Below are 14,611 nucleotides of genomic sequence, written 5' to 3'. Positions count from 1 at the left end.
AATTGGTGATGCCTCACCAATTCATATAGAATATAAAATGTCAGTTAACTTGATTCATTTACCGCGTCTACAACTTTTTGGTATTCTTCGCCTTTATCTTTATACGATGTTTTTAATGGTACAAACGCTTCCGCAAATTCAGATAAATCTGGCTTGCTAACTTTCATTCCAGCATTTTCAAACTTAGTAATTAAGTTTTTCTCATCTCGAATGTATGCATCTGTCACATATTGAGCCGCAAGCTCTGCACCTTTCTTAACGATGTCTCTGTAATCTTCCGGAATGCGATTCCAGCTAATGTCACTTACCACAATATTCATGCCAATAGTAATGTGTTTAGTCAGAGTCAAATTCTTTTGCACTTCATAAAACTTCGCTGAGTCGATAATAGATAATGGGTTTTCTTGACCATCAACTGCGTTAGTCTTTAGAGCTAAATAGACTTCTGAAAATGCCATCGGAGTTGGTGAGGCTCCTAGCTCGCTCACATAAGCCATATTACCTTTGGCTTTTGGTGTACGAATCTTTAGTGATTTGAAGTCTTCCACAGAATTTATTTCCTTCACTGTGGTAGTTGTGTTACGAGCGCCTCCATAGGCTAGAGAAAGTTGACGCCATTTGTACTTATTAAGAATTTCCTGTTTTTTCTCTTGGAAATAGGCTGTTTCTGAGAAACGTTGAATATGAGCGAAATCTTTGAACACATATGGATATTGTAACAATGTCAGCTCTGGCATAAATACGTTGTAACGACCGTAGTTAACGTAACCAAGATCAAGAGCCCCTGCTGTCATCTGTTCCATTGTTTCTAGGTCATCTCCTAATTGAGCATCGCTATACAAGCGAATTGTCAACTTACCATCTGTATTATCATTGACGTAGTCAGACATTATTTTTGCAGCTTTATACTCATTTGATTGAATACCTTGAACCATTGAGAACTTCAACTCTTCAAGATCTGAATTACTACTTCCCCAAAAAGCATAAGTAGGCAGAGACATTAGACTTGACATAATAAGTGATATTGCGATTTTTACTTTTTTCATGGTATTTCCTTAACCAAACATTTCAGGTAAAAACATTACAAGCTGTGGGAACATAATTAAGATCCCCAACGTTGCAAACAGAGGAAGAATAAACGGAATCACACCTTTAACTACGGTTGCTACTGGTATATCACCAACTTTGGAAACCATAAATAAGGCTGTCCCCATTGGTGGAGTTAATATTCCTATCATTAACGTTAATATAGTTAGTATACCAAAGTAAATTGGATCAAAACCTAGAGCAATAACTACAGGAACAAAAATCGGAACGACTAAAACCAAAAGCGGTAATGAATCAATAAAAATACCAAGAACAAATAGTGCCAATAGTATTAGAAGCAAAGAAATAATCGGCTCATCAGAAATTGAACTAAAGAAAACACCGACATCCATCGCTATTTGCTCACGAGATATTATTTGCCCAATAAATCCAACCCCCATAATCATTAGCCCTACAACACCAGATATTTTCACTGCACCAATGAAATCCAAGAAAATCTGCTTAACTGTAAGCTCCTTATATATAAACAGTCCTAACCCCATCGAATAGACAGTTGCAATAACTGCCGCCTCTGTTGGCGTAAATAAACCAGAGAAAATTCCACCAATAATAATAATAGGAGTTAACAGTGCGAAAAATGCTGATTTAAAATGATAGACACGTTCCGTTCGCGATGCTTTTTGGCTAGGCTTATACCCACGTTTTTTTGCTAGTATATAGGCCATAAACATTAAACATATGGCCATTATTAAGCCTGGTATAAAGCCGCCGAGGAACAGTTTCGAGATCGATTGATTAGATACAATGCCATACATGACGAGTGGCATACTAGGTGGAACCAACGGGCCTATAATACAAGATGCCGCCGTTAGGCCACCATTATAGTCATCATCGTAACCAGCTTTGCGCATAGTCTTGATTTCAAGTTGCCCTAAACCTCCAGCGTCAGCGAGCGCAGAGCCTGACATCCCTGAAAAAAGCAAACTAGCAAATATATTTACGTGCCCCAATCCACCAGTGTAATGACCCAACATCGCTTTAGAAAAGTTAAAAATTCTATCTGTGATTCCTGAGCTATTCATTAACTTACCTGTTAACGTAAAGAAAGGAACCGCAAGTAAGCTGAATGAGTTAAGACCTTCGATAAATTTAAAGCCGGAGAAAGCAATGAGCATTAATTGATCACTTACAAAAAAGTAAGTCAAAGAACCAATGATCAATGAGAAACCGACAGGTAATCCGATTGCTAATGTAAATAGCCATACAGAAATCATCATTGCTATTTCCATTTTACCCTCCTTTCTTCTTTAAATTAATGTATAGACGTTGAAAAAATCTAAACAACATCAATATAGATAGAACAGGTAGAGCGCCATATAAATATCCAGAAGAGATACCTAATCCAACCATCTCTATAACTGCCTTTCGCTCTGTTAATTCAATTCCAACAAGTAAGAAAACAACAAGGCACAGTAGCGTACAAACACTAATGGTAAAGGCAACCACTTTCATTAATACTGGTGAGAGCTTCCCACTAATCAAGTCGATACCCACATGTCCATCGTCCTTAATTTCACTGGAAACACCAAGGAGTGCTACATAAACAAATAGCATCATCGATAACTCTTCAGACCAAACTAACGGATTATCAAAAACTTGCCTAAATACAATTTGCAGGACTAGAGTCATGAACATTAGCGTAAAAACGCTAGCTCCTATCAACTCTTCCGCATTGTTCAAAAAATATAATATTCTCTTTTTCATTATCTAATTCGCCAATTAGTAACTTAATCACTGAACATATATAAAAAATAAAACTGACATACAGTAGTAAAAGCAATATATGCCATCAGTTCTATTTATTTCACGATCATAATCCTATAGATTGAAACTTTTTAATGACTTCTTGTTTCAACTCTTCACTTAGGGCTGAAATAGGCGTTCGAGGGTCCCCAACATCAATTCCGTGTAACTGCATTGCAGCTTTACCCGCAGCAACTCCACCGTATTGCACTAGGATACGAATGATTGCTATAACCTTATCCATCAACTCAATAACACGTTCTTTATTTCCTTCTTCTTGAGCTTTAATGATCTCTAAGTACAGTGGCGCTGCGTAGTTATAAGTACTCCCGACTGCACCAGTTGCACCAATCGCTAAACCCGCAGGTAAGAATTCATCTACACCAAATGGGAGATCGAATTTGCCATCTAGTACACGTAAGCAACGTTGATATTCATAAAGGTCTGAACTATTGAACTTCGCACCGATTAGATTTGGGATGCACTTATCGGCTTTGATAAGGAATTGTTCTAAATCGAGGGTTACACCTGACATTCCTGAATGGTAATAATAAAAACCCTTACTAGGCGCCGCAGCGGCCACAGTTGCACAGTAACTCACCAAATCATCCACACTTTCAGGCTTAAAGAAGCATGGGCCAATAACAGAGGTAGCATGAATATCAAGTGTTTCTGCATGCTTTGTTAGATCTAATGTATCAACAATGCTAAGTGAGCCCGTATGAACGATGAGAGCCAGGCGATTCTTTGAAGCCTGAACCCAACGCTCTGCAATTTGTTTACGCTCTTCAACAGAGCATTGAATCCCCTCGCCCGTAGTACCGCAGATATACGCCCCTTTCACACCTTGCGTAACAAGTAGTTCTGCGATTTGGTCAATCACTTGTAAATTTACACTCCCATCCTTTGCGAAAGGTGTATGGGGAGCGGCGATCAGTCCTGTCAATTTTTCCATGAATTACTCACATTTCAATTAATTTTAAAAATTTACTCCACAATCTTGTATGAAAAAAAAAATCTCTTCAATGAGCATTTGTGGAGACTGTGATTTATACAACATAACCAGAATTTATATTTCCATCTTATTTATTACCTTCACTCACTTACCATACGAGCGACTTCCTTGCCAGGTAAATTAAAATAAACCATTGAATTTTAAGGACTTACCTACAAGACCCTGAAAATGAATGGCAGAATTCCATAGCAGAGCTTATACGCCACACATTAATGGAATTTTTTTTCGTTGGAATGTATATTAAGAAAAATTACTCCAAAAAGTAGGTAACCTAGAGTATGACGACATGCATAAATGAACTAAATATTATTCTTAGCGGGCAAACTGTTGTTTCAATCCAACCCGTTCCAGGAAGTCCTCTCGATAACCCTGTTTCCATTGTTGCTATGGCGAAAGCGGCAGAGAATGCTGGAGCTAGAGCTTTGCGAATTGAAGGGGTTCAGAACGTTGATGCCGTCTCCAATGCAGTCTCAATCCCTGTCATCGGTCTAATCAAACGTGACATAACGGGCTCTGAGGTACGTATAACCCCCTATATCTCAGATGTAGATGCTCTGATCAAAGCTGGAGCTACTGTCATTGCTTTTGATGCTACTTCTCGTCCTCGTCCTGTGACACGAGATGAAATACTGAAACGCATTAAGCAAAGTGAATGCTTCTCTATGGCTGATTGTTCTTCGCTCGAGGATGGTCTGTGGGCCAACGAAACTAACGTAGATATCATTGGCACTACTCTCTCGGGCTATACAACTAAGCAAACACCTGAAGAACCCGACTTTCCGTTGATTCGGGAATTCACCAAATTTGGAAAGATAGTTATGGCGGAAGGTCGATTTAACACGCCTGAATTGGCAGCTGAAGCTATAAAGCATGGCGCGACTGCAGTAACTGTAGGCACCGCTTTAACTCGCTTGGAAATCATGATCGATTGGTTCAACTCTGCAACACAAAAGGCATACAGAGATGAGTAACGTATTATCAATTGATATTGGGGGTACCAAAGTAGCCATCGGGTACGTATCCGATGGTAAACTCAAAGAATCTATTCGAATATCAACCCCTAAAATAAATGATGTAGAAACCTTTGTTGATTGCTTACTAAAAGTGAAACCAAATTGGATAAAGCAATCTGACATGATTGGTATATCAACTACAGGTTTCGTTAAAGAGCAAAGTATCACAGCTATCAACCCTGACACTTTGCGATTTCCACACCCGTTTCCCCTACAGAGGGTAATTCATCAAAAGTCCCAACTACCTACCATCATGATCAATGATGCTCAAGCTGCCGCTTGGTATGAGTACAGCTTTATCGATAACGTTAAAAATATGGCTTACCTCACCGTATCAACAGGTGTTGGGGGAGGTATCATCATCAACGGCAAACTGGTCGAAGGAATTGCTGGTCATGTGGGGCATACAAAAGTTTCAGATATTATTCGATGTGGGTGCGGCCGTACTGGTTGTGTCGAAGCCATTGCCTCTGGAACAGCTGTCCTAAAACGAGCTAATGAAGAAATTGATCCCGATATAACCAATGTAGAGCTCTTCAAATTAGCAGAGACTGATTCTAGAGCATATTCAATCATCAATCATAGTGCCAAAGCCATCGCTGCGCTTTGTGCCAATTTAAAAGTATCCTTAAACTTAGAGGCCATAGTAATTGGAGGTGGTATCGGTCTTGCTGAAAACTACCTCAATTTAGTCAAAGCTCACATAAAATCGAAACCTGATTTCGCACAGATAGATATCATGCCTGCTAATGGCGGTCACAACTCCTGCTTACTAGGCGCTGCATACCTGGCCGCGCATACCTTGAAGGATAAATAGTGTGGCCGCAAAAAAATGAATATGAAGCCCCTCATTTTAATTAGTATTATATTGTTGCAAGCTTGTTTAGGCGGCACCTACGCTTGGAGCCTTTTTGACGCGAACATAATCGCCCTTGGTTGGACAAATAGCACCATGTCAGGTATGCCATTCAATATCTTTTATATTGTGTTTCCAGTAGTGCTGTTGTTCGCTCGTGTCATCATTCAAAAATTAGGTACCCGCGCTTCATCTCTACTTGGACTCTTCCTATTTTCAGGCGGGTGGGGACTTTGTTATTTTTCCCAGAATAACATTTACATGATTATTTTAGGTGTGGGCCTACTTGGCGGGATCGGCGTTGGGATCTGCTATCTTATCCCTATAATGGTAGGCACAAGTTGGTTCCCCAATCATACGGGTTTGATCACTGGCATTGCTGTGGCTGGATTTGCTAGCGGATCTGCAATTGTGAGTAAAACTGCAGATATTATGATGACTTCGTTCAATTGGCTACCAAATACCGTTCTTGCGGTCATTGGCGTTTCGTATCTTGGAATAGGGTTATTTCCAGCAATGAACATGGTCCTGCATAAACAAAAGCCAAGTATACGTTGTCGGCCACCTTCTAGTTATGGGGAGGTACTTAAAAATAGATATTTTCAGACACTTTTTGGAGCTATGACGTCAGGGCTCGCAGTTGGCTTTTTTGTAAACAGTAAGCTAATTACTCTATCTGAACATTTTGTTCCTACAACTGCTTCACTCATAGCAATATTCGCCGCTTTCAATGCTATTGGTAGATTATCTTGGGGAGCGTTAAGTGATAAGTTAAATATATTACACTGCATCAGAGCAAACTTATTAATACAGGCTTTAGGAGTTTTCGTCCTATTTCAAATGAGCCAATGGCAATATAGCGCAGTAATTATAGCAGGGTTAACAGGATTTAATTATGGTGGAGTCCTAGTCCTTTATGCTAATGCCTCTCGCGAGTATTGGGGTTTAGATAACTTTAGTCAAGTGTACTCTTTGCTATTTTTATCCAACATAGTTGCTGCGTTAATTAATGCTCTAATTGGCATTATTTATCATTACTACAGTATAAATTTGACAGTTATAATATTGACTGCCATCTTAATCATTCCTTTATTATTAGTAAGTCGTAGTACAACTCGACACTGCAATAATTTTCGACGACAATAATTAAAAGGACTTTATTCATACCATAAAGTCCTTCCTCATACATTTTGTACTTAGCAACGTAACTTAAATCATCAAAGCCATTGTTGCATCTGCGGTATATTCAAATACCTGTTCGAGTTCCGGGTTTTGCTCCAAAATCCCTCGCATTAGTACATCGATCATATACATTACTCCGATCTTTGATGATAAAGATCCACCGGTTAAAGGACTTTCAGGTGAAGCAGCAACTAAAGTCTGAGTACATAATGACGCTAGAGGACTCATCTTAATATTTGAGAGACAAACACTCTGTACACTCTTTCTCTCCAAGATTTGGGCAATATGAACTAATTCTCTCGTGGACCCCGAACTCGATACAAACACCCAAACATCTTTTTCACCAGCTTTGATTGCTCGCATAGAAGCCATATGAGTATCAGAATAAATATTGGTAGAAATGCCTATTCTAACTAAACGATAATGTAAATACTGCGCGAGGACTTGGGACGCACCGACTCCCACAATATGTACATTATTAGCGCTACTAAAAGTATTACAAACGCTAATAACCTTGCTTTTATTAATCAATATATGTGTATCGCGTATAGCTCTTACGGCTTCATTTTCTGCCATCGTGAATATATCACTCTCGCTTTTGTCCTCTACATCAGACGAAGTCGAAGCTGATATATCTTTCGCAAGAGCCATGCGAAAGTCCGAATATCCCTTGAAGCCAAAATCACGACACATTCTAACAACGGTAGCTTCACTGGTTTGCGTACTTTTAGCGAGCTCTGTGATAGTCTGAAATTGAACTTGCTGAGCGTTGACCGAGACATACTGAGCTACCAGTCTTTGTTTCGGACTAAGGGAGCCAGTCTGGCTTCTTAGCTTAGTAAGGATACTGATACTATTCATTTGGCCCTCAAGAAAATTATTTTCATCACATTAATTACTGATGAAAAAATTATATCAGCGATATGAACAAGACAAAATCACTTTCTTTCAGAATTAGCACATATCTTAACTGCGCATTCTGTTTTTCAGACAGCACTGAGCAATCTAAGACTTAAATTGGAGGAGTGTTTAGCATAGGTAGTTTTGCAGGTGAAACCAACATAGATGACAACCACCGAATGAAGTTGGTAGTTTAGGGTTGAATATAAAGCTCATCATGTTGATGAGCTTTGGGTGTGAAATTTTCAATCCATAAATTGAGTTACTTCATCAGAGGAAGAACGACCTCTGCAGTTTCCATTACTGATTCAGAATATTCAGGGTAACTGTCTAGCAATGTATTGATCAGTGCATCAACCAAAAGTAGCGCCCCTACCTTTGAAGCAAAAGCACCACCGGTCAATGGACCTTCAGGTCTTGCTGCAACTAATAGTTCATCAGAAATCGCCGAGAGCGGGCTATGACTAATATTGGTAAGCGACACAACAGGAACCCCTCGTCGATGCGCTTGCGTTGCAGCATGGAGCACTTCTTTAGTAGAACCTGAGCTTGATACAGAAAACCACATGTCTCCTGCCTCGCTTCGGCCTGTGCTCATCGCTGCTAAGTGGGTGTCTTCGTACATAATGGCTTTTTTGCCAATACGTACCAATCGATACGCTAAGTAACGCCCAACAATACTTGAAGCACCTACGCCAACACAACCGATGAACCGCGCGTTATGGATTAACTCACATATCCGTGCCAACGATTTACGGTCGATCAGCTTAGCGGTGTCTTGAAGGCTATCAACTGCACTTTGAGCTGAAATATCGCAGATATCCCCTTCAACAGGCGCTTTATTTTTAGTGGCAGTCTGACTTAAGTCGACAGCCAAAGCCATTCTAAAATCAGAGTATCCTTTGTATCCCATATCGCGACACAAACGTACGACCGTCGCTTCACTCGTTTGTGTATTACGAGCAAGTTCCGTAATAGTTTGAAACTGAACTTCATGAGCATGCTCTAGTACGTAATCCGCGACTAGTCTTAGTTTTTTACTCAACGGTTCAATATTAGAACGCAATCGAACCAATAGATTTTTAGGCGAATTCACTAGGGCCTCATAGAGTTTGTTTGGCTAAGCTAAAAGTATCAAAGACCTTCGAACATTGACACTAAATCTAGAAGATTTCATCCGAAAACGCTTGAAATCAGAGGAGGAAAGCCTCCCCCGATGCCTTTAAAGAGACATGAAACCTGCGTCACGCATCTTCACGACAACATCGGCTTTCTGTTTCTCTGTCAGTGCTCGAATTGGTTGGCGAGGGTCGCCTGCATCAATACCGTGCAGTTGCATCGCTACTTTACCTGCAGCTACACCACCGTACTCAACCAGCACGCGAATAATCGCGATCACTTTATCCATCAGTGCTGCAACTTCATCATGTTTGCCTTGGTTAAATGCTTCGATGATTTTCAAGTAAAGTGGCGCAGCATAGTTGTAAGTACTACCAACCGCACCGACTGCGCCAACCGCGAGACCTGCAGGTAAAAACTCATCCACACCAAAAGGAATATCAAACTTACCGCCCGACACACGAACACATCGTTGATATTCATAAAGATCAGCGTTGTTGAACTTCGCACCTGACAAATTCGGAATGCGCTGCTCACCTTTAATCAAAAATTGTTCAAGATCTAAGTTCACTCCAGACATGCCTGAATGGTAGTAGTAGAAACCCTTAGATGGTGCAGCTGCAGCGAGTTGCGCACAATATTCAACAAGGTCATCAACACTACCTGGTTTAAAGAAACAAGGACCAATTGCCGATGTTGCTAAAATGTCCAGAGTCTCAGCGTGCTCAGTTAAGTTGAGCGTATCTACGATACTCAATGCACCAGTATGTAGAATCAAATCTAGCTTACCATCTGCCGCTTTCACCCAGCGCTCGGCAATTGCTTTGCGCTCTTCTACCGAACAGTGGATACCTTCGCCTGTTGTTCCACAGACGTAAGCCCCTTTCACACCCTGTTCAATCAGAAGTTCGGCAATTTGGTCAATTGCAGAAAAATTGACTTTGTTGTTTGCATCGAACGGCGTATGCGGAGCAGCAATAAGACCAGTTAACTTTTTCATTTTAAATACCTTTAATAAATAATTTTCTACTGTCCGTAGCCCAAGAAGATTTCAGGAAGCAACAGAGTAAATTGTGGAAATACAGCAACAAGCGCAAGTACGATAAATAGCGGCACAAGCAATGGAATCACGCCACGCGTCAACACATGGAAAGGTATGTCACCGACACGTGATACGACGTATAACGCCATGCCCATCGGCGGAGTTAAAATACCGATCATAAGGTTCAAGATTGCCATTACGCCAAAGTGAACAGGGTCAATACCTACAGCGCCAGCAACAGGTACCAAGAAAGGCACCAGAAGAAGCAATAGTGCCAATGACTCAATAAAGGTTCCCAAGAACAGTAGCAATAAGTTGATAAGTAGCAGTAGAACGAGAGGGTTCTCACTGATGGTTAGGAAGTAATCGGCAAGCATTTGTGGCAACTGTTCACGCGCAACGATCCAACCAAATACCGTTACACCCATGACCATTAACGCAACCACAGCCGTGGTATTAACCGTTTCTCTTAGGATCTCAACAAAGCCGCTTAGCGTCAGTTGTTTGTACACGACTGTACCTAGGAACAAAGCGTATAAAGAAGAAACGACCGCCGCTTCCGTTGGTGTGAACTTACCTGAGAAGATACCGCCAATAATGATCACTGGCGTCAGCAAAGATAGGAAAGCTTCTTTAAAGGATTTCAATTGCGCTTTACGTGATGCACGCGGCAATGTCATGTAGCCACGCTTTTTACAAATAAAGTAGCTCATTGTCATTAGAGCGGCACAACACAATAGGCCAGGGATCGCACCCGCTAAGAATAAAGCACCGATGGAAGTGTTTGAGACTACACCATAAATGACCAAAGGAATTGAAGGGGGAACCAATGGACCAATAATACAAGATGCAGCGGTCAAACCACCGGCGAAATCATCGTCATACTTTGCATCACGCATCGACTTAATTTCAAGCTGTCCTAGACCACCAGCATCAGCCAAAGCCGAGCCCGACATACCTGAGAATAATAGGCTCGCCATGATGTTTACGTGGCCTAAACTGCCCGTAATATGACCCACCATGGACTTAGCAAAATTAAAAATGCGCTCTGTAATACCCGCACTATTCATTAAGTGGCCAGTCAGTACGAAGAACGGAACAGCTAACAAAGTAAAGTTGTCGATACCACCCAACATCTGCTGAGCGGCAAAATTTATACCTGTGCTGTTGGTAACGAGTAAAAACACCAACGCGACAAAAATAAGCGAAAAGCCTACTGGCATACCTGCAAACAGCAGCCCTAGCCAGCCAAAAATTGAACCTGCCATAAGGATTCCCTACCTCTGTACCATTTGCGAGTTAGATGCTTGCGCACCTTTAGTACAACTAAATAGTTGCTTTGATAATCCAAACATTCTTTCAAGCTGTCTGAACACCATAAACAAACCACCCAACGGAAGGCTGTAATTCATCAAACTGCTTGATACACCTAATGTAATCAATTCAAAAAAGGCTGTGCGCTGAACGTGTTGATAGCCTAAGTAAACAATGGCAAAAATGGATAATAAAACAGCCAGTTCGAGTGATAGCACCAAAGCTAAACGAACTCTTTCCGGTAACTTATCTGAGAAAAAAGTGATGTTGACGTGTGTACTGCGCTTTATCGCAATCGCACAGCCAATTAACGACATGTACATAAACAGAACTCGGGCGAGCTCTTCACTCCAAAGAGAAGGATCATTTAACAACCAGCGGGTACCGATTTGCCATGTCAGCACCACCAACAATGCCACCATTAAAGGTACCGTTAAGATCTCTTCAATATTTTCAATTATCTTCTTAAGCATCTTGAGCTCCATGGCTGGCCAAGTGCGGCCAGCCTGAATAGTCGAAATAAACTGACGGGTTTATTCCCTTACATTGCCGCTAGCATCTTAACGACTGGTTCGCCGATTTTCTCTTCAAACTCTGCGTACAGTGGCTGCATTGCTTCACGGAATGGCACAAGTTCTGGGTAAGTCACATTGACGCCTTCTTTCTCAAAGAATGAGATGAGATCCACTTCTTGCTGTTTCACAGATGCCGTATGCGCTGCTCCAGCTTTGGCGACTGCTTTGCTTACGATATCTTTTTCTTCAGCTGATAGTTTTTGCCATGTCGGTTCAGAAATGATCACCATTTGGTCATTAACGATATGATTCGTCATCGCCAAGTTGCCTTGAACTTCATAGAACTTCATGGTTTTGATAGTTGGTAACGGGTTTTCTTGGCCATCAACAGCGTTAGTTTGCAGTGCTAGGTAAACTTCTGAGAACGCCATTGGTGTTGGTGAAGCGCCAGACAGTTTTGCATAATTTAGGTTCGGTTTAGCGTTTGGAACACGTAGTTTAAGACCTTTGAAGTCTTCAATATTATTTAGAGGGCGGTTAGAAGTGGTTTCACGTGTGCCATTGTACCAAGTGTCGAGTGCACGCCAGTTAAACTTCGTCAGCATCTCTTCACGAACACCTTGACCAAATTCAGAATCAAACATGCGGCGTAAGTGATCATAATCACGTGCGACGTAAGGCAGCGTTACCGCTTCAGCGCGTGGAATCCAAAGGCCCATACGACCAAATTCTGCGTAAGTGATGTCCAAATCACCCATGCTTAGTTGTTGAAGCATTGCTCGGTCATCACCTAGCTGGGCACTTGGGTACAGTGCTAGCTTCAACTCGCCATTACTCATCTCTTCAATGGTGTCAGCTAACAACTTCGCTGATGTGTATTCGACAGAACCAACAGAAGCTTGCATGCCCATTTTTAGCGTCGTTTCAGCATTAACGGTAGCAACGCAACCAAGAGCCAGCATAGCGATAGTAAGTTTGTTGATGGCTTTCATATTATTCCCTTTTTATTCGATTTTTACCTTGTTTCACCAATTTCAAAAAAAACTTTTATTTTGTTTGAAAAAAATCTTCGTTATAGATTATCATTGCAGTGAAGATTATTTTCAAAGCAACTTTTTACAGAATGTGATCGCGGACAAAAATTCGCCAGAGTTATCAATTGGCAGACTGATTAGACGAATTGTGATGGATTGTTTTTCTCCCATCACTCCGCAACTCAACGCTTAATTTATGAGGCTCGTCGTGAGAACAAAAAATTTAAATATCAATGAATTAAGGTCATCCTTGCTAGGTCAAACCGTTGTTTCTATCCAACCCGTTGTTGGTAGTCCATTAGAAAAAACAGACTTTATCGTCGCAATGGCGTTGGCTGCAGAACAAGCAGGAGCGAAAGCATTACGTATTGAAGGTGTCGAAAATGTCGCCGCTGTTTCTGCAGTTGTGAGTGTACCAATAATTGGAATTGTTAAACGTGACTTGCAGGACAGTCCTGTACGCATCACACCTTTTGCCAGTGATGTTGATAACCTTGCCAATGCAGGCGCAACCATTATTGCCTTTGATTCGACAGATCGCGTTCGTCCTGAAAGCCGCGAGCACATTGCGCAAGCCATTAAGAATTCAGGCTGCTTTGCCATGGCTGACAGCTCATGTTTCGACGATGGAAAGTGGGCGCACGAACAAGGCGTTGAGATCATTGGATCGACTTTGTCTGGGTATGTTGGAGAGGCCGAGCCTACCGAACCAGATTTGCAACTGGTTAAGCAGTTTTCACAAGCCGGTTTCTTTACAATGGCGGAAGGTCGCTACAACACGCCAGAGATGGCAGCTCAAGCAATTGAAGCGGGCGCTGTTGCGGTAACGGTCGGTTCAGCAATCACTCGTTTAGAAGTTGTGACCAATTGGTTTAATTCAGCAACACGAGCTGCAGGGGAACAAGCATGCGCACACTAGCCATTGATATTGGTGGAACCAAAATCGCTTTAGGTATCGTCGAAAACGACGAACTTATAGAGCGCGTTCAGATCCCGACACCACAAGCTGAGAGTGCAGACCAATTTGCCCAAGCAATTCTTGCTTCGGCCGCTCAGTGGCTAGCTAATGTCGACAACATTGGAGTTTCCACAACAGGGCTAGTAACCAAAGAAGGTATTTCAGCCATCAACCCTGACACCCTCGCCTTTCCTAGCCCATTTCCGCTCGGTCAAGTACTTGAAACACTGACAAACAAGCCGGTTTCCATGCTCAATGACGCACAAGCAGCGTCTTGGTATGAATTTATCAAGCTTGATACGGCCGTAAAAAATATGGCGTTTATTACTGTCTCTACTGGTGTTGGTGGCGGTATTATCATTGGCGGAAAGCTGCATAGTGGTCAATCCGGACTGGCTGGGCACGTAGGGCATATTTCTATCGATAGCCAAGGCCCTATATGTGGCTGTGGCCAAACAGGGTGCGTCGAAGCCATCGCTTCTGGTACTGCGATAAAGAAGGCGAGCGATGCTGAATTTACTTCGCCAATCAATAATATCGAACTGTTTGAGCAAGCTGATGTTAATCCTAAGGCCGAAACGATCATACTTCGTAGTGCCGATGCGATAGCAACACTATGCTGCACTTTGAAAGCCACACTCGATTTAGATGTCGTTGTACTCGGAGGAGGCGTAGGTTTGGCTAGAGGTTATTTAGACCGAGTTAAAATAGCCATTCAGTCTCGTCCAGATGCATTCCAAGTTCCCGTTATCGAAGCGGTAGGTAATTACGATGCCTGCTTGCTGGGCGCAGCATATCAATTTAAGGAGTAAT

15 protein-coding genes are annotated in these 14,611 nt (G+C 41.8%); 5 read left to right on the top strand and 10 right to left on the bottom strand.

All coding sequences use genetic code 11. From position 1 onward, the window contains the following. Window positions 1-44: 44 nt before the first annotated feature. From EJ063_RS04350 to EJ063_RS04340, 4 genes are all read right to left on the bottom strand, one after another. Entirely contained in the window at window positions 45-1,046 is a 1,002-nt protein-coding gene (locus tag EJ063_RS04350; protein WP_126572774.1) for a DctP family TRAP transporter solute-binding subunit, read from the bottom strand. Window positions 1,047-1,055: 9 nt separating this feature from the next. Beyond that, window positions 1,056-2,336 carry a TRAP transporter large permease gene (locus EJ063_RS04345; RefSeq protein ID WP_439333255.1) on the bottom strand — a complete coding sequence of 427 codons (1,281 nt, stop codon included), beginning with the start codon at window positions 2,334-2,336 and terminating at the stop codon, window positions 1,056-1,058. A gap of 1 nt (window position 2,337) precedes the next feature. Then, window positions 2,338-2,811, bottom strand: coding sequence for a TRAP transporter small permease (locus EJ063_RS21125; protein ID WP_208640338.1), 474 nt, complete (start codon window positions 2,809-2,811; stop codon window positions 2,338-2,340). 106 nt (window positions 2,812-2,917) lie between these two features. Further along, entirely contained in the window at window positions 2,918-3,805 is an 888-nt protein-coding gene (locus EJ063_RS04340; protein ID WP_126572773.1) for a dihydrodipicolinate synthase family protein, read from the bottom strand. 338 nt (window positions 3,806-4,143) lie between these two features. On the opposite strand from EJ063_RS04340, the gene EJ063_RS04335 reads away from it, so the two are divergent. From EJ063_RS04335 to EJ063_RS04325, 3 genes are read left to right on the top strand one after another with little or no spacing between them, the layout of a single operon-like run. Then, the gene (locus EJ063_RS04335) at window positions 4,144-4,836 is read left to right on the top strand and encodes an N-acetylmannosamine-6-phosphate 2-epimerase (RefSeq protein WP_126572772.1); all 693 of its coding nucleotides are present in this window, start codon (window positions 4,144-4,146) and stop codon (window positions 4,834-4,836) included. After that, window positions 4,829-5,695, top strand: a complete 867-nt coding sequence (locus EJ063_RS04330; RefSeq protein WP_126572771.1) for an N-acetylmannosamine kinase — start codon at window positions 4,829-4,831, stop codon at window positions 5,693-5,695. The genes EJ063_RS04335 and EJ063_RS04330 overlap by 8 nt, the downstream gene beginning before the upstream one ends. Before the next feature lie 15 nt (window positions 5,696-5,710). After that, entirely contained in the window at window positions 5,711-6,880 is a 1,170-nt protein-coding gene (locus EJ063_RS04325; RefSeq protein WP_126572770.1) for an MFS transporter, read from the top strand. A 63-nt stretch (window positions 6,881-6,943) separates the two neighbouring features. On the opposite strand, the gene EJ063_RS04320 is transcribed toward EJ063_RS04325, so the two are convergent. The 6 genes from EJ063_RS04320 to EJ063_RS04295 form a co-directional block, all read right to left on the bottom strand. Further along, the gene (locus tag EJ063_RS04320) at window positions 6,944-7,777 is read right to left on the bottom strand and encodes a MurR/RpiR family transcriptional regulator (RefSeq protein WP_126572769.1); all 834 of its coding nucleotides are present in this window, start codon (window positions 7,775-7,777) and stop codon (window positions 6,944-6,946) included. A gap of 301 nt (window positions 7,778-8,078) precedes the next feature. Further along, a complete protein-coding gene (locus tag EJ063_RS04315; protein ID WP_126572768.1) occupies window positions 8,079-8,912 on the bottom strand; it encodes a MurR/RpiR family transcriptional regulator in 834 nt (277 codons plus the stop codon). 126 nt (window positions 8,913-9,038) lie between these two features. Beyond that, entirely contained in the window at window positions 9,039-9,935 is an 897-nt protein-coding gene (locus EJ063_RS04310; RefSeq protein WP_126572767.1) for a dihydrodipicolinate synthase family protein, read from the bottom strand. Window positions 9,936-9,961: 26 nt separating this feature from the next. After that, entirely contained in the window at window positions 9,962-11,245 is a 1,284-nt protein-coding gene (gene siaM / locus EJ063_RS04305) for a sialic acid TRAP transporter large permease SiaM (protein ID WP_005470240.1), read from the bottom strand. Window positions 11,246-11,254: 9 nt separating this feature from the next. Further along, window positions 11,255-11,764 (bottom strand): TRAP transporter small permease, encoded by a 510-nt coding sequence (locus EJ063_RS04300; protein ID WP_167469869.1) that lies wholly within the window; start codon window positions 11,762-11,764, stop codon window positions 11,255-11,257. A gap of 68 nt (window positions 11,765-11,832) precedes the next feature. Next, complete coding sequence (locus tag EJ063_RS04295; RefSeq protein ID WP_126572765.1) at window positions 11,833-12,798, bottom strand: sialic acid TRAP transporter substrate-binding protein SiaP; 966 nt, start codon at window positions 12,796-12,798, stop codon at window positions 11,833-11,835. Between the two features lie 238 nt (window positions 12,799-13,036). Here EJ063_RS04295 and EJ063_RS04290 point away from each other — a divergent pair, with 238 nt between their 5' ends. Together EJ063_RS04290 and EJ063_RS04285 are read left to right on the top strand one after the other, a co-directional pair. Then, window positions 13,037-13,759, top strand: a complete 723-nt coding sequence (locus tag EJ063_RS04290; RefSeq protein WP_126572764.1) for a putative N-acetylmannosamine-6-phosphate 2-epimerase — start codon at window positions 13,037-13,039, stop codon at window positions 13,757-13,759. Beyond that, window positions 13,747-14,610, top strand: a complete 864-nt coding sequence (locus EJ063_RS04285) for an N-acetylmannosamine kinase (RefSeq protein WP_126572763.1) — start codon at window positions 13,747-13,749, stop codon at window positions 14,608-14,610. The genes EJ063_RS04290 and EJ063_RS04285 overlap by 13 nt, the downstream gene beginning before the upstream one ends. Window position 14,611 lies beyond the last annotated feature (1 nt).

Origin of the sequence: Vibrio aquaticus (assembly GCF_003970385.1) — a bacterium.
In the GTDB taxonomy this organism is placed as follows: Bacteria; Pseudomonadota; Gammaproteobacteria; order Enterobacterales; family Vibrionaceae; genus Vibrio; species Vibrio aquaticus.
The sequence above is the reverse complement of the archived record's forward strand: the minus strand, read 5'-3'. Positions and strand labels throughout refer to the sequence as shown.